This window comes from Acidovorax sp. Root219 (assembly GCF_001428665.1).
Lineage (GTDB): Bacteria > Pseudomonadota > Gammaproteobacteria > Burkholderiales > Burkholderiaceae_C > Acidovorax.
On sequence record NZ_LMIJ01000011.1, the window covers coordinates 677,563 to 696,702 of the forward strand.

18 protein-coding genes are annotated in these 19,140 nt (G+C 66.9%); 12 read left to right on the forward strand and 6 right to left on the reverse strand.

Features of this window, described 5'->3' with window-relative positions:
• Positions 1 to 35 precede the first annotated feature (35 nt).
• The gene (locus tag ASE28_RS13860) at positions 36 to 710 is read right to left on the reverse strand and encodes a response regulator transcription factor (protein WP_007860685.1); all 675 of its coding nucleotides are present in this window, start codon (positions 708 to 710) and stop codon (positions 36 to 38) included.
• A 122-nt stretch (positions 711 to 832) separates the two neighbouring features.
• Between ASE28_RS13860 and ASE28_RS13865 the strand changes: the two genes are divergently transcribed.
• Genes ASE28_RS13865 through ASE28_RS13875 form a run of 3 tightly spaced genes read left to right on the forward strand, consistent with a single transcriptional unit; the run spans position 833 to position 4,133 of the window.
• Complete coding sequence (locus ASE28_RS13865; RefSeq protein ID WP_057267305.1) at positions 833 to 1,489, forward strand: response regulator; 657 nt, start codon at positions 833 to 835, stop codon at positions 1,487 to 1,489.
• Positions 1,486 to 2,886 (forward strand): HAMP domain-containing sensor histidine kinase, encoded by a 1,401-nt coding sequence (locus ASE28_RS13870; RefSeq protein ID WP_057267009.1) that lies wholly within the window; start codon positions 1,486 to 1,488, stop codon positions 2,884 to 2,886. The genes ASE28_RS13865 and ASE28_RS13870 overlap by 4 nt, the downstream gene beginning before the upstream one ends.
• A 53-nt stretch (positions 2,887 to 2,939) precedes the next feature.
• Positions 2,940 to 4,133: a serine hydrolase gene (locus tag ASE28_RS13875; protein ID WP_057267011.1), complete on the forward strand. Its 1,194-nt coding sequence runs from the start codon at positions 2,940 to 2,942 to the stop codon at positions 4,131 to 4,133.
• Positions 4,134 to 4,140: 7 nt separating this feature from the next.
• Here ASE28_RS13875 and ASE28_RS13880 read toward each other — a convergent pair whose 3' ends face one another.
• Together ASE28_RS13880 and ASE28_RS13885 are read right to left on the reverse strand one after the other, a co-directional pair.
• Positions 4,141 to 5,070 (reverse strand): N-formylglutamate amidohydrolase, encoded by a 930-nt coding sequence (locus ASE28_RS13880; protein ID WP_057267013.1) that lies wholly within the window; start codon positions 5,068 to 5,070, stop codon positions 4,141 to 4,143.
• Between the two features lie 141 nt (positions 5,071 to 5,211).
• The gene (locus tag ASE28_RS13885) at positions 5,212 to 6,177 is read right to left on the reverse strand and encodes a tripartite tricarboxylate transporter substrate binding protein BugE (RefSeq protein ID WP_057267015.1); all 966 of its coding nucleotides are present in this window, start codon (positions 6,175 to 6,177) and stop codon (positions 5,212 to 5,214) included.
• 108 nt (positions 6,178 to 6,285) lie between these two features.
• Here ASE28_RS13885 and ASE28_RS13890 point away from each other — a divergent pair, with 108 nt between their 5' ends.
• Entirely contained in the window at positions 6,286 to 7,209 is a 924-nt protein-coding gene (locus tag ASE28_RS13890) for a LysR substrate-binding domain-containing protein (protein WP_057267017.1), read from the forward strand.
• Positions 7,210 to 7,223: 14 nt separating this feature from the next.
• Here the strand turns inward: ASE28_RS13890 and ASE28_RS13895 are convergent, their stop codons facing one another.
• Positions 7,224 to 7,766 carry a MarR family winged helix-turn-helix transcriptional regulator gene (locus ASE28_RS13895; RefSeq protein ID WP_057267019.1) on the reverse strand — a complete coding sequence of 181 codons (543 nt, stop codon included), beginning with the start codon at positions 7,764 to 7,766 and terminating at the stop codon, positions 7,224 to 7,226.
• Between the two features lie 142 nt (positions 7,767 to 7,908).
• Here ASE28_RS13895 and recA point away from each other — a divergent pair, with 142 nt between their 5' ends.
• Entirely contained in the window at positions 7,909 to 8,988 is a 1,080-nt protein-coding gene (gene recA, locus ASE28_RS13900; RefSeq protein ID WP_057200604.1) for a recombinase RecA, read from the forward strand.
• A 146-nt stretch (positions 8,989 to 9,134) separates the two neighbouring features.
• Positions 9,135 to 9,593, forward strand: coding sequence for a recombination regulator RecX (recX, locus tag ASE28_RS13905; RefSeq protein ID WP_057267021.1), 459 nt, complete (start codon positions 9,135 to 9,137; stop codon positions 9,591 to 9,593).
• A 36-nt stretch (positions 9,594 to 9,629) separates the two neighbouring features.
• Here recX and ASE28_RS13910 read toward each other — a convergent pair whose 3' ends face one another.
• Positions 9,630 to 10,667 carry an OmpA family protein gene (locus ASE28_RS13910; protein WP_082608057.1) on the reverse strand — a complete coding sequence of 346 codons (1,038 nt, stop codon included), beginning with the start codon at positions 10,665 to 10,667 and terminating at the stop codon, positions 9,630 to 9,632.
• 112 nt (positions 10,668 to 10,779) lie between these two features.
• A complete protein-coding gene (gene argC, locus ASE28_RS13915) occupies positions 10,780 to 11,712 on the reverse strand; it encodes an N-acetyl-gamma-glutamyl-phosphate reductase (protein ID WP_057267025.1) in 933 nt (310 codons plus the stop codon).
• Between the two features lie 193 nt (positions 11,713 to 11,905).
• On the opposite strand from argC, the gene sucC reads away from it, so the two are divergent.
• The 6 genes from sucC to ASE28_RS13945 all read left to right on the forward strand — a co-directional run bounded on the left by sucC (position 11,906) and on the right by ASE28_RS13945 (position 19,119).
• Positions 11,906 to 13,066, forward strand: a complete 1,161-nt coding sequence (gene sucC / locus ASE28_RS13920) for an ADP-forming succinate--CoA ligase subunit beta (protein WP_057200608.1) — start codon at positions 11,906 to 11,908, stop codon at positions 13,064 to 13,066.
• A gap of 15 nt (positions 13,067 to 13,081) precedes the next feature.
• On the forward strand, positions 13,082 to 13,978 hold the full coding sequence (sucD, locus tag ASE28_RS13925; RefSeq protein WP_010464520.1) for a succinate--CoA ligase subunit alpha: 897 nt from the start codon (positions 13,082 to 13,084) through the stop codon (positions 13,976 to 13,978).
• 135 nt (positions 13,979 to 14,113) lie between these two features.
• A complete protein-coding gene (locus tag ASE28_RS13930; protein WP_057267027.1) occupies positions 14,114 to 14,797 on the forward strand; it encodes a TerC family protein in 684 nt (227 codons plus the stop codon).
• A 150-nt stretch (positions 14,798 to 14,947) separates the two neighbouring features.
• Positions 14,948 to 17,614 (forward strand): CHASE2 domain-containing serine/threonine-protein kinase, encoded by a 2,667-nt coding sequence (locus tag ASE28_RS13935; RefSeq protein WP_235516118.1) that lies wholly within the window; start codon positions 14,948 to 14,950, stop codon positions 17,612 to 17,614.
• A 19-nt stretch (positions 17,615 to 17,633) separates the two neighbouring features.
• The gene (locus ASE28_RS13940; RefSeq protein WP_057200611.1) at positions 17,634 to 18,422 is read left to right on the forward strand and encodes a Stp1/IreP family PP2C-type Ser/Thr phosphatase; all 789 of its coding nucleotides are present in this window, start codon (positions 17,634 to 17,636) and stop codon (positions 18,420 to 18,422) included.
• A gap of 40 nt (positions 18,423 to 18,462) precedes the next feature.
• The gene (locus tag ASE28_RS13945) at positions 18,463 to 19,119 is read left to right on the forward strand and encodes an FHA domain-containing protein (protein WP_057200612.1); all 657 of its coding nucleotides are present in this window, start codon (positions 18,463 to 18,465) and stop codon (positions 19,117 to 19,119) included.
• Positions 19,120 to 19,140 lie beyond the last annotated feature (21 nt).

Sequence of the window (19,140 nt, forward strand, 5' to 3'; positions counted from 1 at the left end):
TGTGGGGTGAAGAGCTGCAAGTGCCGGGGGAAGGGTCAGCCTGGGATTTTTTCCAGACAGTAGCCCAGACCGCGCACCGTGGCAATGCGGATCGGGCCGCGCTCGATCTTCTTGCGCAGGCGGTGGATATACACCTCGATGGCGTTGTTGCTCACTTCCTCGCCCCACTCGCACAGGCGCTCGACCAACTGCTCCTTGCTCACCAGGCGCCCGGCGCGCTGCAGCAGCACCTCCAGCAGGCCGAGCTCGCGCGCCGACAGCTCCACCATCTTGCCGTCGATGGTGGCCACCCGGCCCGCCTGGTCGTACACCAGCGGGCCGTGCTTGATGGCGCTGCTGGTGCCACCCATGCCGCGGCGTGTGAGGGCGCGCACGCGGGCTTCGAGCTCCTGCAGGCTGAAGGGCTTGGCCATGTAGTCGTCGGCCCCGAAATCCAGGCCCTTGACGCGCTCCTCCACGCTGTCGGCCGCAGTAAGAATCAGCACCGGCAGCGCCGAGCCGCGGCTGCGCAGCTTCTTGAGCACTTCCAGCCCATGCATGCGCGGCAGGCCCAGGTCCAGGATCAGCAGGTCGAACTCGTTGTTGGTCAGCAGCGCGGCATCGGCCTCGCTGCCGCTGGCCACATGGTCCACCACGGCGCCGGAGCTGCGCAGGGTGCGCAGCAGGCCATCGGCCAGCACCTGGTCGTCTTCGGCGATGAGAATGCGCATGCGGGTGTCTCCTGGTGGGTGGCCCGTGGGCAGGCCTTGTCGTGTGTTGGATTCTAGGGCGTGCCATCGGTTCACCCTGGCCTTTGGCTGGTTGCAAGCCTGGCGCATGGACAATGCGCGCCATGCACATCCTGCTCATCGAAGACGACCTGGACCTGGGACAGGCGCTGCTGCAGGCCCTGCAGCTCGATGGCTTCACCGTGCAGTGGCTGCGCAGCGCGGCGGCGACGCCGCCCGTGCCCGATGCCGACGAGGTGGACGCCGTGCTGCTCGACCTGACCCTGCCCGATGGCCATGGCATGGTGCTGCTGCGCCGCTGGCGCCGCGCCGGCATGGCGCTGCCCGTGATCGTGATCACGGCCCGCACGGCGCTGCAGGACCGGATCGATGGCCTGGACGGCGGGGCCGACGACTACGTGCTCAAGCCCTTCCACGTGCCCGAGCTGCTGTCGCGGCTGCATGCGCTGCTGCGCCGCAGCGCCCGGCAGACCCATGGCGAATGGACGCTGGGCGCTCTGAGGATTGCGCCGCGCCGGCACGAGGCCTGGCTGCAGGAGGTGCCGCTGGCCCTGTCGCCGCGCGAGTTCCGGCTGCTGCTGGAGCTGGCGCGGGAGCCCGGTACGGTGATCGCCAAGAACGTGCTGGCCCAGCGCCTGGAACCGCTGGGCGACGCCCTGGACGCCGCCACGCTGGAGGTGCACGTCTCCAACCTGCGCAAGAAGATCGGTGGGGAGCGCATCGCGACCGTGCGCGGCGTGGGTTACCGGCTGCAGCCATGACGAGGCCTGTGCTGCAGCAACGCTGGTGGGGCCCCAGCCTCACGCGCCGGACACTGCTGGCCTTGCTGGCGGCCATGGCCCTGGTGTGGCTGGTGCTGCTGGCCCAGGAGGCCCACCGACACTATGCAGCGATGGACGCCAACCCCGGGGTGCACCAGCTGGCACAAGGCCTGGCGTCCCCGCTGCGTGCCATGCCCGATGGCGCCGAGGCGCGTGCCCTCGTGAGCGGCATGGCCCAGACCCTCAACGCCATGCGCAGCGGCACGGCGCTGCTACAGGGCGACGTGCTGCTCATGCAACTGCAGGACACGCATGGGCAACTGCTGCACAGCAGCTCGGCCGAGGTTGCGGCGGTGCCCCTGGCAGGACCTTCGGGCCATGCGCAGATGGAGATTGCCGGGCGGCCGCACTGGGCGGCCTGGGAATCGGCTGGCGATTGGCGCGTGCTGGTGGCCGAGCCGCGGCTGCCGGATGCGCGCCTGCTGGGCTTCATCGGGGAAGATCTGGCCATGTCGGTGCTGCTGGCGTTTCCGCTGGTGTGCCTTCCGCTGTGGCTGGCCGTGCGCACCGGCCTGCGCCCGCTGGAGCGGCTCGGGGCCCAGATCGCTGCACGCTCGGCACAGGACCTGAGGCCCTTGCAGGGCCTGCCCCGCGAGCGGGAGTTGCAGGGGCTGGCCCAATCGTTCGACGCCTTGCTCGAGCGGTTGCGTGCGCACCTGGCGCGCGAGAAGGCCCTGGTGCATGACGCGGCCCACGAACTGCGCACACCCATGGCGGTGATCGCCGCCCAGGCCCACGTTTTGCTGCAAGCGCCAGAGGGGCCGGTGCGGGACCAGGCCGCCGAGGCGTTGGTGCGCGCCCTGCAGCGCGCTGCACACCTGAGTGAGCAGTTGCTCACTCTGGCTGCGCTGGAGGAATCCCCCCTCCCGCAGACCACTCCGCTGGACCTCGTGGCTTTGCTTCAGGACGGTGTAGCCGAGCGCAGCCGCTGTGCGGACGACCTGGGGGTGGAGCTGTCGCTGGAGGGGCCGGACCGCTGGGTTCTGCCGCTTGACCGCCAGTTGCTGTGGTCGGCGCTGGGCAATGTGCTGGACAACGCCTTGCGGCATGGATGCGGGCCTGGGGCGGGGCGCGAAGTGCTGGTGCGGGTCATGCAGCAGGGCCAGGAGGTGGTGGTGTGGATCGCCGACGACGGGCCGGGCATCGGTGTGGACGAGCAGGCACAGGTGTTCGAGCGCTTCTGGCGCTCGCCGCATGCGGGCAGAAGTGGCTCGGGCCTGGGGCTCACCATTGCGCGCCAGGCGCTGGGGCAACTGGGTGGCAGCGTCACCCTGGGGCCAGGCCTGCATGGGCGCGGCGCGGGCTTCACGCTGCGCTGGCCCATGGCCTTTGGCTGAGCCAAAGGTTCGGCTTCCAACAATCGGGCATCTTCTTTTTTGCACGAGATGCCATGAACCTTAAGACCCCTTCCGCTGCGCCAAGTGCCGCTCTCCATCGCCGCCAGTGGCTGGCCACCGTGGGGCTGGGCGCCCTGCTTAGCGCCTGCGGCGGCGGCGGTAGTGGTGACCCGCTCGATCCGGAGCAGGTGCGCCTGCAGTCCCGCGCCAGTGATCTGGTGTCGGAGGGCCTGGTCGGCGTGGCCATGGGCTGGGCCGATGCCCGCGAGATCCGCACGGCAGTGGCCGGGTTGCGCCGCCTGGGGGACAGCGCTCTGCTGGAACCGGGCGACTTGATGGCCATCGGCTCCAACACCAAGGCCATGACGGCCTGCGTGGCCGCCAGTGTGGTCGACCAGGGGCTGCTGCGCTGGGACAGCACGCTGGCGCAGGTGCTGCCCGAGCTGGCCCGCGAGGCCCTACCGGTGTACCGCAGCGTTACCCTGAGGGACCTGCTGGGCCACCGGGCAGGTGTCATGGCCTTCACGGACCAGGCGGATATCGATGCCTTCGAACAGCATGCCGGCGACGAGGCACTGGCCGGTCTGCAGCAGCCAGCCGATATGCAGGCTTTCTTCCTGCGCTGGTTGCTGCAGCAGCCGCCTGTGCGTGCTACCGGGGAGATTCCAGGCTATGTCTATTCCAACGCCGGTTATATCCTGGTGTCCCGCATGCTGGCCAGCGCGACGGGGCAGGACTGGAGCACCTTGCTGGAACTGCGCTTGGCGAAGCCCTTGGGCCTGTCTCTTTTCGTGGGCGCCCCGCTGCGCCAGGGCCCCAACCAGCCAGCGGGCCATGCGGGGCAGGGGCGGCGTTTGCAGCCCCTGGCGCTGCGCGAGGGAATGGAGCAGGCCTGGCTGGGGCTGCTGGACCCCGCCGGTGGCGTGAGCCTGCGGGTCCGGGACGATGCCGTGTGGCTGCAATGGCACCTCCGGGCCCTGCGCGGTGAAGCGACGCCCCTGCCGCCGGGCTATGTGCGGGAGCTGCTGGAGATGGCGCACGCCACGACTGGCAACTATTCCCTCGGATGGGTCGTGCAAGCCCGACACGGGGCCAACTGGCTGTTGCATTCGGGCGCGATCGGTGGGTTCGAGGCACTTTCGATCGTGGCGCTGGACGGATCAGGTGCGGGCCTGGCCCATTCCAACACCACCACGCCGGACAGCATGGCACTGCTGTTCGACAGCGTTGCGGCGCTGATGGCCTGAGCCGCTGTCAGCGCGGATCGGTGGTCAGTAGCCGGTCCACCAGCGCGCGCAGGTCGGCGCGCAGCCGCGCCATGCCCTCGGGGTGCTGGGCCAGGGTGGTCTCGTCCATGTACAGCCTGCGGTTGATCTCCAGCTGGATGCTGTGGCGCTGGCCAGCAGGGTTGCTGTAGCGGCGCACCAGTTCCACGCCCTTGTAAGGGTGGTTGTGCTCCACGCTGTAGCCGCGCTCGCGCAGGTGCTCGCACACCAGGGCCGAGAGGGCGGGGCTGGCGGTGCTGCCGTCGCGGTCGCCGACCACGAAGTCGGCATGCACCAGGCCCGGGAAATCGGTGGCATGGCTGGCGGCCACGGCGGGCATGGAGTGGCAGTTGATGTGGATGCTGTAGCCGTGGCGTGCATGCGCGGCCTCGATGGCCTGCTGCACGGCGCCGTGGTAGGGCCGCCAGCAGCGGTCGATGCGGGCCCGCACCTCGTCAACGCCCAGCAGCCGGTTGTAGATGGGCTCGCCCTCGTCCGTGAACTTCCAGATCAGGCCCTTGCCCAGGCGCACCTTGGAGAGCACGCGGGGGTCGGTGGAGATGGGTTCCGTCCACTCACCGTCGAGCAGCGTGGTGTCGAGTTCGGTGGTGTCGCGGTTGGCATCGAGGTAGATGCGCGGGAAATGGGCTTCCACCCAGGCCACGCCCAGCGCAGGGGCGAAGTCGTAGATCTTCTCGACATGGGTGTCTTCGGCGCGGCGCAGCGTGGGCAGGTCGCAGGCAGATCCGAAGTCGTCGGGGTAGCGGGTGCCGCTGTGCGGCGAGTCGAGCACCAGGGCGGTAGTGCCGGGCAGGTAGGTGAAGGTTGCCGCAGGCGCCAGCGGAGTGCCGGGGGAACCGGTGGCACCGGGCTGGGCCTGCTGGAATCGTCGATTGATCAGTTTCAAAGCGGCATGCATAGGCAGAGTGTGCGCAATAAGGGGCGGCTGGCCTAGCCGCCCGGACCGGTTGGAGACTATGGTTATCCCTGAAAGGATTTCGCAGTCCCGCCGGCTGTGGCCTTGGTCGGCCCCCTTTGTCCAGGGGCCGGTGGGGTGTTCTCAGTCGAGCGCGATCTTGGCGTAGGCGGCCACGCGCTTCATCTTGTCGATCTCGCGCACCAGCTGGGCCGAGAACTCCTTGGGCGTGGTGCCCGAGGGGTACAGGCCCTGGCCGGCCAGGCGCTCACGCACGGCGGGCTCCTGCAGTGCCTGTGCCACGGCCTGCTGGATGCGGTCCACGGCAGCGGCGGGCGTGCCTGCGGGGGCCACCAGGCCGAACCACGAGGGATCGTTGTTGTTGGCCAAGCCCAGTTGGGCGTAGGTGGGGACGTCCGGCAGCACGTCCAGCCGCGTGGGCCACGAGACCGCCAGCGCCTTGAGCTTGCCCGACTTGATGTGCGGCAGCGACGAGGCCACCTGGTCGAAATACACGGCCACCTGGCCGGCCAGCACGTCGTTGATGGCCGGGCCTGCACCACGGTAGGGGATGTGCACCATGGAGGTGCCCGTGCTGCTCTTGAACAGCTCGCCCCACATGTGGCCGATGGTCCCGTTGCCGGGCGTTGCGAACGACACCTTGCCGGGGTTGGCCTTGAGGTACTTCACCAGGTCGGCGAAGTCCTTCACGGGCAGTGCGGCGGGGTTCACCACGACCACGCCGGGGGCCTTGACGATCTCGGTCACGCCCACGAAGTCCTTGAGCGGGTTGTAGGGCAGCTTGCTGTAGACGGCAGGGTTCACACCGTGGGTGGACAGGGTGGCCACGCCCAGCGTGAGACCGTCGGCCGGGGCGCGCGCCACTTCGGCCATGCCGATCGAGCCGCCTGCGCCGGCACGGTTGTCCAGCACCACAGGCTGCTTGAGGATGCGGGTGAGCGACTCCTGCAGGGCGCGCACGGTGATGTCGGTGGCGCCGCCGGGCGGAAAGGGCACGACGATGCGCAGGGGCTTGCCTTCTTGGGCAAAGGACATTCCAGGAATGAAAGATGCAGCAGCCAGGGTGGTGAGCAGGTGACGGCGTTTCATGTGCGGTTTTCCTATGAAGGGGGTTTGAGATTACATGATCCGGTGTCCACTACCAAGCAATGGATGTGCCTGATAACATTCCGATATGGAATGATTTGAGAACTTACGATGTCTTCTCTCCGACGCCTTTCACCGCCCCTGCATCTGCTGCGGGCCTTTTCCACCGTGACCCGGTTCGGTGGCGTCTCGCGCGCGGCCGAAGCGCTGCACCTGACGCAGAGCGCAGTGAGCAAGCAGGTCAAGGAACTGGAGGGCTGGGTGGGTGTGCCGCTGTTCGAGCGCAGCCGCAAGCGCCTGGCGCTCACGCCTGCCGGGGAGCGCTACGAAAAGGCCGTGCGGGCCGTGCTGGCCCAGCTCGAAGCCGCAACGCTGGAGCTGATCACCAGCGACGACGGCGGCGGCGCGCTGCACCTGTCGAGCCTGCCCACCTTCGCTGCCAAGTGGCTCATTCCTCGGCTGCCGCAGTTCCAGCAGCAGCACCCGCAGGTCACGCTGCACTTCGTGCCCTATGTGCACAGCTACAACTTCGAGCGGCCCGAGCTCGACTGCGCCATCCTCTTCGGCGATGGCCACTGGCCTGGCGCGCATGCCCACTACCTGACGGGGCAGGACGTGGCGCTGATCGCGCCGCGCACCCGCGTGGCGGACTGGGCCATCGACAGTCCGCGCGACGTGGCGCGCCACACCTTGCTGCGCCACGTTACGGTGCCCGAGGCCTGGCTGCGCTGGAGCGAAACGCATGGCGTGCAGGGGCTCAATCCGCTGGCCGGTCCGCAGTTCGACCAGTTCCAGTCCATGATCCGCGCGGTGATGGCCGGCATGGGCCTGGCGCTGGTGCCGCGTTGCCTGGTGCAGGACGAGATCACCAGCGGCCTGGTGCGCGAACCGCTGCCCGGCTGCGGCTACCAAAGCGAAGTCGGTTATTGGTTCTGCTACCCCGAGGGGCGCAACCAGCTGCAGACCCTGCAGCAGTTCCGCCAATGGCTGCTGGCCTGTGCCGAACCTTCGGGCATGCCCACGCCACCTGCCTGAACAGGTTCCTGTCCTCAGCCCCTGGCGCTGTCCCTGCGGCTGGCGCCGTCACCCGTCGTGTCGCCACTGGCGTAGGCTTCCAGCCCGATGGCCACCACCGTGGCCACGTCCCTGCCCACCTCGGCCCGGAACTCGGCTTCGGCCTGGGCCACCGCATCGCGAAAGGCCTGCAGCCAGGCCAGGCCGGTGGGCGTGAAGCACACGCGCCGCGCGCGTGCATCCAGCGGGTCCGCCTCGCGCGTGACCAGGCCCCAGGCCTCGCACTGGTCCACCAGGGTGGCCATGGCCTGCTTGGTCATGCCGGCACGCTGGGCCAGGTCGGTCAGGCGGTCGCCCTGCAGCGCCAGGTGGCGCGTGATGTGCACGTGCGCCGCGCTCACCTGGTCGCGCGCCGCCAGGTTGGACAGGGCCAGCGGCACCTCCACATTGCGCGCCATGAGCTGCAGCACCTGGGCATCGAAGCGGCGCATGGCGTGGCCGAGCAGGCGGCCCAGGTGGGTCTGGCGCCAGCCGTCTTCCATCGGAGTGGATGCGGCAAGGGACGAAGAATCAGGCATGCAGTATTGTCAGGCAAACTGACTAAATAGTGCATTGATGGGATTCAATGGCTCGCATAAACTACTGTTCAAGCATCCAGCCTGTAGTTAATTGCAGACGAAGTGCAAACACCCAACCCGTTGTTTCTCAAGGAGTTTTCTCATGGACGTCGCAGTCAAAGGCACCAACCCCGCCCTCCCCGTCAACACCGAAAAGGCCAAGGCGCTGGCGGCTGCGCTCGCCCAGATCGAGAAGCAGTTCGGCAAGGGCACCATCATGCGCCTAGGCGAAGGCGAGGTGATCGAGGACATCCAGGTCGTCTCCACCGGATCGCTGGGCCTGGACATCGCGCTGGGCGTGGGCGGCCTGCCACGTGGCCGGGTGGTCGAGATCTACGGCCCGGAATCCTCGGGCAAGACCACGCTCACGCTGCAGGTGATTGCCGAGATGCAAAAGCAAGGCGGCACCTGCGCCTTCGTGGACGCCGAGCACGCCCTGGACGTGCAGTACGCCCAGAAGCTGGGTGTGCAGTTGTCCGACCTGCTGATCAGCCAGCCCGACACCGGTGAGCAAGCGCTCGAGATCGTGGACAGCCTGGTGCGCTCGGGCGCCGTGGACCTGATCGTCATCGACTCGGTCGCCGCACTCACGCCCAAGGCCGAAATCGAAGGCGAAATGGGCGATGCCCTGCCCGGCCTGCAGGCCCGCCTGATGAGCCAGGCGCTGCGCAAACTGACGGCCACGATCAAGAAGACCAATTGCATGGTCATCTTCATCAACCAGATCCGCATGAAGATCGGCGTGATGTTCGGTAGCCCCGAAACCACCACCGGCGGCAATGCGCTCAAGTTCTACGCCTCGGTGCGCCTGGACATCCGCCGCACCGGCACCATCAAGAAGGGCGACGAAGCCATTGGCAACGAAACCAAGGTCAAGGTGGTCAAGAACAAGGTGAGCCCGCCTTTCAAGACGGCCGAGTTCGACATCCTCTTCGGCGAGGGCATCAGCCGTGAGGGCGAGATCATCGACATGGGCGTGACCGCCAAGATCGTCGAGAAGTCGGGCGCCTGGTATGCCTACAACGGCGAGAAGATCGGCCAGGGCCGTGACAACGCGCGCGAGTTCTTGCGCGAGAACCCCGACCTCGCCCGCGAGATCGAGAACAAGGTGCGTGAAGGCCTGGGCATTGCGCTCCTGCCCGACGCACTGCAGGCGGCGGCCCCGGCTGCATCCGAAGAGTGATGCATTGAGCATCGCCAGGCAAAGGCTGTCATCGGCAGCCTTTGCCGCAGACGATGGCGGCCATCGCTCCTGCACGGAGCGGTGGCCGTTGTCGTTTGCGACTTCGCCGTCCCATCCACCTGTCGTTCACCTGCGGATCGAAACCCATGGGCTTTGCCACCCTTTCCCTCAAAGGCCGCGCACTGCGGCTGCTGGGCCAGCGCGAGCATTCACGCGCCGAACTGCTGCGCAAGCTGCGCCCGCATGTGCAGGAGGGCGAGGACCTGGATGCGGTGCTGGCCGAACTGGAGGAGAAGGACTTCATCAGCGAGGAGCGCGTGGTGGCCTCGGTCGTGAACCTGCGTGCCGGCCGCATGGGTGCTGCGCGCATCCGCCAGGAGCTGCAGGCCAAGGGCGTGGGCGGCGAGGTGGTGCAGCAGGCCCTGGCGCAGTTGCAGGACACGGAACTGGCGCGCGCCCGCGAGGTGTGGCGCCGCCGTTTTGGCGAGCCCGCTGCCGACCCTCAGGCGCGGGCAAAGCAGGTGCGCTTCCTGATGGCGCGGGGCTTTTCGGGCGACGTCGTGCACCGGGTGGTGCGCGGTGTCGGGGACGACGAAGAGGTCTGAAGTCGGGCGCGAGCCCTGGGGCGCAAAGTGGATGCGCTACTGGAGAACCAGCTCCACGCGCCGGTTCCTGGCGCGCCCTGCGTCGGACCCGTTGGAAGCCACGGGTGCCAGGCTGGCCACCCCGTTGGCGGTGAGCCGGTCGCGGGCAATGCCGTAGTCCCTGGCCAGCGCTGCGGCCACGGCATCGGCGCGGCGGCGGCTCAGGTCGATATTGGCAGGCAGGTTGCCGGCGTTGTCGGTGTGGCCCACCACATGGAGCTTCAGGCCGGCCTGCTGCTTGAGCAACGTGCCGATCTGGTCCAGCGATGCCTTGCTGTCAGGCTTGATGTCCGCCTTGCCGGTGTCGAACAGGATGCCGTAGATGGCGACCTTGCCGTTGGCATCGAGCCCCTTGGCGATCTCGCTCGACGACAGCGTTTCCATCTGCTGTTCGCGCGCCTTGGGTTCCACGCGCACCACGGTGATGGTGGTGCGCTTCTGGAACTCTTTCTCGTCGCAGTAGGCCGAGGTGATGTCGGGGTTCCAGGTCATCACTGCCATGCCCACTCCGGTGGCCTTGTTGTCGAGCAGGGCGTAGCGCAGGTCGGCCAGGGTACCCGAGGCGCAGGCGGCGGGGCTGTTGTCGCCCACCTTGCCGGCCCAGCCGCCGGGCAGCAGGGAGCGCGGCAGGCTGTAGGCAAAGATGTTGGAGCCGCCGCAGGCATCGCCTGCGCATTCGAAGGCGGTCTCGAAGCCGGCGGCCTTGAGCTCCTGCTGGTAACCGCGCAACACTTCGAGCGAGGAGCGGCCGGCGGGCGCCACGTACTGCAGCGCGGTGCGCTGGCCGGCGCGGTCCAGGCTGCGCGGCGCCACCAGCTTGTCGTCGCTCTGGCTGACCACCTTGGCGGCGGGGAAACGCAGTTCATCGTAGGCGGCATCATCGCGGTACAGCAGCACCGCGCCGGCGTAGCGCTTGAGTCCGGCAGGGTCCGTCAGGCCCTTGAGGTCCTGAGCCGGTACCCGGGTCTGGGCCGCTACGGGCCCGGCCAGGGCTGCCAGCGGGGCCGCAGCCACCCACCATGGAGATGTCTTCATGCCAGCCCTTTCGCTCACCGGGGCAAGTGCCCGGTGTGGCGAGATTATGGGTGGCTGGTTGTCATGCACGCCATGGCGCGGGCCGTGCCTGGCCCGCCCGGCGTGCAGAAAATCACAGACCCAGCATCAGCTTGAGGTTTTGCACTGCGGCGCCGCTGGCACCCTTGCCCAGGTTATCGAGGCGCGCCACCAGCACCGCGTGGCGGTAGGTTTCGTTGGCGAACACGCGCAGCTCCAGCTTGTTGCTGTTGTTGAGCGCCAGGGCGTCGAGCTTGCCGTCGGCCGTGGCGGGCAGCACGCTGACCCACTGCTCGGGGGTGTTGCTCTTGGCGTAGTGCGCGGCCAGGGCGTCGTGCAGGTCGCTCGCCTTGGGCGCGCCGGGAAGCGTGTCCAGGTGCAGGGGCAGTTGCACCAGCATGCCTTGCTCGAAGTTGCCGACCGAGGGCACGAAGATGGGCCGGCGGGTGATGCCGGTGTAGTGCATGATCTCCGGCAGGTGCTTGTGCGCCAGGCCCAGGGCGTACAGCTCGAACAGCGGCGCTTCGCCCTTCTGGTAGGCCTCGATCATGGTGCGCCCGCCACCCGAATAGCCGCTGACAGAGGGGAGTGCCAGGGGAAAGTCGGCAGGAATCAGCCCGGCATCGACCAGGGGGCGCAGCAGCGCGATGGCGCCGGTGGCATAGCAGCCGGGATTGGCCACGCGGGTCGCGGCGGCCACGGCCTCGGGTTGGCCGGCGGCCAGCTCGGGGAAACCGAAGACCCAGCCGGGCGCGGTGCGGTGCGCGGTGCTCGCGTCGATGATCTTGATCTTGCGGCCGGTGGATTGCTCGATGCCGTCCACCATGGCCACGGTGTCGCGCGCGGCGTCGTCGTGCAGGCACAGCACGACCAAGTCCACGCCCGCGATCAGATCGCGCTTGGCGGCCGGGTCCTTGCGCAATTCGGGTGCAATGCTGACCAGCTCGACCTCGGGCATGGCCTGCAGGCGTTCACGGATCTGCAGGCCCGTGGTGCCGGCTTCGCCATCGATAAAGACTCTGGACATGGGGTGCTCCTGCTGGTCTGGCAGCGTGGACTGCCGGGGGTAAGAATGGATGGACGCCAATGCTGTACGTGTTAGGCACAGGGGATGGTGCGTCGCAGCATGATACAGTCGTCGGTTGCCATGTCCCAAGCCCGCGGCCAGACAACTGTTCATGGTAAACGGGTAACTACCACCCTTCCCTGAGAGAGACCTCATGAAGATTCACGAATACCAAGGCAAGGAAATCTTGCGCAATTTTGGTGTGCCCGTTCCGCGTGGCATTCCCGCGTTCACGGTGCAAGAAGCCGTCGAAGCAGCCCAGAAACTCGGCGGCCCCGTGTGGGTCGTCAAGGCCCAGATCCACGCCGGTGGCCGTGGCAAGGGCGGCGGCGTCAAGGTCGCCAAGACCATTGACGACGTCAAGCGCATTTCTGGCGAAATTCTGGGCATGCAGCTCAAGACGCACCAGACCGGCCCCGAAGGCCAGAAGGTCCGCCGCCTGTACATCGAAGACGGTGCCGACATCAAGAACGAACTGTACGTCTCGCTGGTCACCGACCGCGGCACGCAGAAGGTCGCGCTGATCGCTTCGAGCGAAGGCGGCATGGACATCGAGGAAGTGGCCCACTCCACGCCCGAGAAGATCATCACCGAGATGATCGATCCCCTGACCGGCATCACCGTCGAGCAAAGCAAGAAGGTTGCCGCAGCCATTGGCCTGACCGGCGCTTCCATTGACCAGGCCGTAGACATCTTCGCGAAGATCTACAAGTGCTACATGGACACCGATGCGTCGCTGGTGGAAATCAACCCGCTGAACTGCGACTCCAAGGGCAACCTGATGGCACTGGACGCGAAGTTCAACTTCGACGCCAACGCGCTGTTCCGCCATCCTGAAATCGTGGCCTTCCGCGATCTGGACGAAGAAGATCCGGCCGAAGTGGAAGCCTCCAAGTTCGACCTGGCCTACATCAGCCTGGACGGCAACATCGGCTGCCTGGTCAACGGCGCCGGCCTGGCCATGGCCACCATGGACACCATCAAGCTGTTCGGCGGCGAGCCGGCCAACTTCCTGGACGTGGGCGGCGGTGCCACCCCCGAGAAGGTCACCGAAGCCTTCAAGATCATGCTCAAGAACCCCAAGGTCGAAGGCATCCTGGTCAACATCTTCGGCGGCATCATGAAGTGCGACACCATCGCCACCGGCGTGATCACGGCCTGCAAGGCCGTGAACCTGAACGTGCCGCTGGTCGTGCGCATGAAGGGCACCAACGAAGAGCTGGGCAAGAAGATGCTGGCCGAGTCTGGCCTGCCCATCATCGCCGCAGACACCATGGCCGAAGCTGCGACCAAGATCGTTGCTGCCGTCAAGTAAGCCCGGAGAACACACATGTCGATCTACATCAACAAAGACACCAAGGTCATCACCCAGGGCATCACGGGCAAGACCGGCCAGTTCCACACTGAAAAGTGCCAGGAATACGCGAACGGCAAGAACGCCTTCGTGGCGGGCGTGAACCCCAAGAAGGCCGGCGAGTCGATCTTCAACATCCCGATCTACGCCTCCGTCAAGGAAGCCGCATCGCAGACCGGCGCCACCGTGTCGGTGATCTACGTGCCGCCCGCAGGCGCTGCTGCCGCCATCTGGGAAGCCGTCGAGGCCGACCTGGACCTGGCCATCTGCATCACCGAAGGCATCCCGGTGCGCGACATGCTCGAAGTGCGCAACAAGATGAAGGCCAAGGAAGCCGCCGGCGGCAAGCGCACGCTGCTGCTGGGCCCCAACTGCCCCGGCCTGATCACGCCCGACGAAATCAAGATCGGCATCATGCCCGGCCACATCCACCGCAAGGGCCGCATCGGCGTCGTGAGCCGCTCCGGCACGCTGACGTACGAAGCCGTGGCCATGCTGACCGAAGTGGGCCTGGGCCAATCGAGCGCCGTGGGCATTGGTGGCGACCCCATCAATGGCCTGAAGCACATCGACGTGATGAAGGCTTTCAACGACGATCCGGACACCGATGCCGTGATCATGATCGGCGAAATCGGCGGACCCGATGAAGCCGAAGCCGCCCAGTGGTGCAAGGCCAACATGAAAAAGCCTATCGTGGGCTTCATCGCTGGCGTGACCGCGCCTCCCGGCAAGCGCATGGGCCACGCCGGCGCCCTGATCTCCGGTGGTGCCGACACGGCCGATGCCAAGCTGGCCATCATGGAAGAGTCCGGCTTCATCATCACGCGCAACCCCTCGGAACTGGGCAAGCTGCTCAAGGCCCAGCTGAAGTAAGCACACCCGTCCGTAAGCACAATTACGGACGCATCGGGCGCAAGCGCCCGATACACTGGCCGCTCCAAAAAAGAGAAGCGCCCGGAACCCCGGTTCCGGGCGCTTCTTGCATTCATAACAGTGGAGTCATCGACAATGGAATTTCTGCAAGGTGCCGACTTCTGGATCGGCCTGATCAAGATCGTCTGGATCAACATCATCCTCTCGGGTGACAACGCAGTGGTGATCGCCCTGGCGGCACGCTCGCTGCCACCCGAGCAGCAACGCAAGGCAGTGTTCTGGGGCTCCGGCGCAGCGGTGGTGCTGCGCGTGCTGCTCACAGTGGTGGCAGCCAAGCTGCTGGCCCTGTCCTTCCTGCAGATCGTGGGCGGCTGCCTGCTGCTGTGGATCGGCTTCCAGCTGCTCAGCGATGGTGACGAGGACGAAGGCGAATCCAAGACCTATGGGAGCCTGATGGCCGCAGTCCGTACCATTCTGGTGGCCGATCTGGTCATGAGCCTGGACAACGTGATCGCCGTGGCTGCTGCCGCACAGGGCAGCACCCTGTTGCTGGTCCTGGGCCTGGCCATCAGCATTCCGCTGGTGGTGTTCGGCAGCACGATGATGATCAAGCTGATGGAGCGTTTCCCGGTGATCGTGGTGCTGGGCGCGGCCCTCATCGGCTGGGTGGCGGGCGAGACCATTGCTGGCGATACGGCTTTGCAGGGCCTGGTGGCGGCGCATCCTTCGCTGCACTATGTGGCTGCGGCATTGGGCGCCATTCTGGTGGTGGGTGGCGGCAAGCTCTGGCAGCGCCGTGCCAGCCGCGCGACCGCCTAGACCTGACAAAAATGGCACTTGCAGCGCCGGGCGTTGCGTGCCAACGACAAGAACGGCAGGCAAGGGCTGCGACCAGGGGGTCTGGGGCGCGCCAAGGGCCGCCCCGGGGCCGGGCTTGGAAATTGCTTCTAAAGGTATCTCATTACCTCCGTGGATCGATTGCAAGTGGGCAGAACAACATCGGGACAGCAGCTGGTTTGGTGGCGTACCGATGGCTTTGTCTGCGCACTGGTGGCCGCCGTCGTGGTGGCCGTGGCCAGCGCGATGGGCTGGGTGCACCGGCTGGATCTGGCCATGTACGACGCCGCCGTCGGCAGCACGTCGGCCGAGCCCGCTGCAGACCTGGCGGTTGTCGGCATCGATGACCGCAGCTTCAAGACCCTGGGGCCCTGGCCCTGGCAGCCCGAGGTCCACGCCCGTTTCGTAGACCAGCTCACGGCCGCCGGCGCCCGGGCCATCGTCTACACCATGCCGCTGCCGGAAACGCCGGCCCGCCCCTTGCTCCTTCCTGCTCCCGCCGTGTCTGGCGAGCCACAGGCGGCTGGCGTGCCTGGCGCGGACAGCGCCGCCCTGTCGGGCGATGCGCGGCTGGCTGCGAGCATGCAGCGCGCAGGCAACGTGGTGCTGGTGTCGCAGTATGCGGCGACCGGCCCTGCCACACCGCTGCCGCCGTATGTGCGCCGCAGCGCGCTGGCCAATCCGGGCGAGCATGCCGTGCCTGCGGCCTCGGGGCGGCATCCCCCCGCGGTCCTGGGTGCGGCGGCATCTGCCATTGGCCACCTGCAGCTGGACTCTGACCCCGACGGTGTGCTGCGCCAGATGCCTCTGCTGCTGGCGCATGACAGCGCCGCAGTGCCATCGGTCGCGCTGTTGACGGTGCTGCGCAGCCTGCAACTGGGCGCATCCGATCTGCGCCTGCAGGCCGCTGCGCCCTGGTTGCGCCTGGGCAGCCTGGGCATTGCGACCGACAGTACGTCGGTGCTGCGGCCCCTGTTCCATGCGCCGGAAGGCGGCCAGCCGGTGTTTGCCCGGACCGCGTTCGCACAAGTGCTGTCTCCGGCGGGCGCCTCCGGCTTCCAGGGCAAGACCGTGCTGGTGGGTTTCACTTCGGCCGCACAGGCGGCGCCCCTGGCAACGCCGGGCGGCCAGTCGCTGTACCCGGTGGAGGTGCTGGCGCAGATGGTGTCGACCATCCGCCAGGGCCATGCCGTGACGGCGCCGGATTGGGCGCTGCCAGTGGCATGGCTGGCCATCGTGGCGGCAGTGCTGTACTTGGCGTTGGCGTTGCCGCAGGTGAGTGCACTGGCCGGCTTGACCGTGAGCATGGCCTTGCTGCTGGCACTGGCCGGGGCCCAGTGGCTGGCACTGGAGCACGCGCTGATCTCCTTCTCGCTGCTGGGGGCTGCGCTGGTGGTGGCTGTGGGTCAGGTCGCCATGCTGGCGCTGAAGCTGCGCGGTGGCGGGGGCGCCTCCCGCACGAAGTCTGCCGAGGCAGCCGAGTCCAAGCGCATGCTGGGCTTGGCGCTGCATGGCCAGGGCAAGCTGGAGCAGGCGTTCGAGCACTTTCGCCGCCTGCCGATGACCGAGGCCCTCAAGGACAACCTGTACCACCTGGCACAGGATTTTGAGCGCAAGCGCAACTACGCCATGGCCAAACTGGTGTACGAGCGCATCCTGCGCCACGACAGGCAGTACAAGGACGCCAAGACCCGCTACCGGAAGATGCGCGCCCGGGCCAAGTCGGCTTCGGGCCAGCCCGACACGGCGCCGCCACCGAGTTCGGCACCGATGCCCATGCCCAGCGTGCCGGCCACGCCGCGCCTGCCGGGCGACGCGACCATCGGTCTGCCCATGCTGGGCCGCTACGAAATCACCAAGGAGCTCGGCAAGGGTTCCATGGGCGTGGTGTACCTGGGGCGCGATCCGAAGATCGGCCGCATGGTGGCCATCAAGACGCTGGCCCTGGGACAGGAGTTCGAGGGCGACGGGCTGATCGACGCCCGTGCGCGCTTCTTTCGCGAGGCCGAGACGGCGGGGCGCCTGCAGCATCCCTACATCGTGACCATCTTCGATGCGGGCGAGGAGCACGACCTGGCCTATATCTCCATGGAGTTCCTCAAGGGGACGGACCTGTCGCCCTTCTGCAAGGAGGGCAACCTGCTGCCGGTGCCGCTGGCGCTGTCGGTGGCGGCCCGCGTGGCCGAGGCGCTCGACTATGCCCATGCCAACCAGGTGGTGCACCGCGACATCAAGCCGGCCAACGTCATGTTCGACGCGGCGACCGATGCGGTCAAGGTGACCGACTTTGGCATCGCGCGCCTCACAGACTCGAACAAGACCCGTACGGGCCTGGTGCTGGGCACACCGAGCTTCATGTCGCCCGAACAGCTGGCGGGCAAGAAGGTGGACGGGCGCTCGGACCTGTATTCGCTGGGCGTGACCTTGTTCCAGATGCTCACCGGCTCGTTGCCGCTGCGTGGAGCCTCCATGCCCGAGCTGATGCACAAGATTGCCAGTGTGCCGGCGCCCGACGTACGCACGCTGCGGCCCGAGCTGTCGGCCGAGGTGGCCGAGGTGGTGGCGCTGTCGATGATGAAGCGCCCCGAAGCCCGTTACCAGACGGGGCGCCAGTTTGCGGCCGAGATCCGGCGTGCACTGGCAGCGCTGGTAGCCGCTGAAACCGGCACAAACCAGCGGACAGTCGTCTATGATGCGGCTCGCAAGGCAACACGGAACGACATGGCGGACTTTCAGGAAACAGTGACGGAATATCCTGCACAGAGGGACTCTTCGCTGCCGCCATCCAGCGCCCGATGAGGCCTGTGCCGCTTTATCCATGAATTACGATTTTTTTGCGCGCACCGATCGGGGGCGGGTGCGCAGCAACAACGAAGACGCCGTCGCGATCGACCGGGATGCCCAGCTGGCCATCCTGGCCGATGGCATGGGGGGCTACAACGCAGGCGAAGTCGCCAGCGGCATGGCCACGACCTTCATCCGCACGGAAATGGCCCGCTGGCTGTCCCAGGCCGGCAGTACCCCCCAGGCGACGGATGTGCGCCGGGCGCTCGAAATCTGCGTGGAAAACGCCAACCATGCCATTCTGGGGGCGTCGCTTTCGAACCCCCAGTACGCCGGCATGGGGACCACGCTGGTGGCGGGCATCTTCCAGGGATCCCGGCTGATTCTTGGGCACATCGGCGATTCGCGCTGCTACCGCCTGCGCGGCGGGGTGCTGCAGCAGATCACGCGCGACCATTCGTGGCTGCAGGAGCAGGTGGATGCCGGTATCCTCACGCCGCACCAGGCGGCGATCTCCTCGAACCGCAACCTGGTCACCCGCGCCCTGGGCGTGGAGCCCAATGTGCTCATGGAAGTCAATGAATTCCAGGTAGCGCCGCACGATCTGTTCCTGATGTGCTCGGACGGGCTCACGGACATGGTGTCCGATGCCGATCTGGCGGAGATGGTGCGTGCATCCCTCCCGCTGGAGGAAAAAACCACATTGCTTATTGATACCGCCAATGCACACGGCGGTCGTGATAACGTTAGCGTACTGCTGGTACAGGCCGGCGCGGGGGGCAAGAAGCGCAGCCTGATGTCCCGCCTGCTGGGTGCTGCATGACGGTGCCGGCCCATAACAAATCTCAAATCAGGAGTGGATCATGCCCAGAATGATCGTTTCGATCGACGGCGTCGTCATCAAGGAAGTTCAGTTGACCAAGGACCGCACCACCCTTGGACGCAGGCCATACAACGATATCGTGATCGACAACCTGGCGGTGAGCGGCGAGCACGCGATCTTCCACATGGTCGGGAATGACGTCGAGATCGAGGACCTGGGCAGCACCAACGGCACCTACGTGAATGCCAAGGCCGTCAAACGCCAGGAGCTGCGCAATGGCGATACGGTGGAAGTGGGCAAGTACAAGATCCGCTTCCTGCACGAGGCCGAAGGCGAGAATTTCGAGAAGACCATGATCTTCAAGCCGGGCATGGTGCCGCCGCTGGGTGCCGTATCGCGCCCGGCCGGTCTGCCGGGTGCCCCGCCCCCTGCACCGATCACGGCGGTGATCAAGGTCATGTCCGGCGCAGCCGCAGGGCGCGAGGTCTCGCTGCTCAAGGTGGTGACCACCATCGGCAAGCCGGGCGTTGCCGTGGCCTCCATCACCAAGCGCCACCACGGCTTCGTGCTGGCGCATGTGGAAGGCCCGGACATGCCGCTGCTCAACGGCTCGGCCATCGGGCTGTCGCCGGTGCCGCTCAAGCACGGCGACAAGCTGGAGCTGGCAGGCACCGAGATGCAGTTCGAGCAGACCTGACGGGCGCGCTGTGCCGCTTGC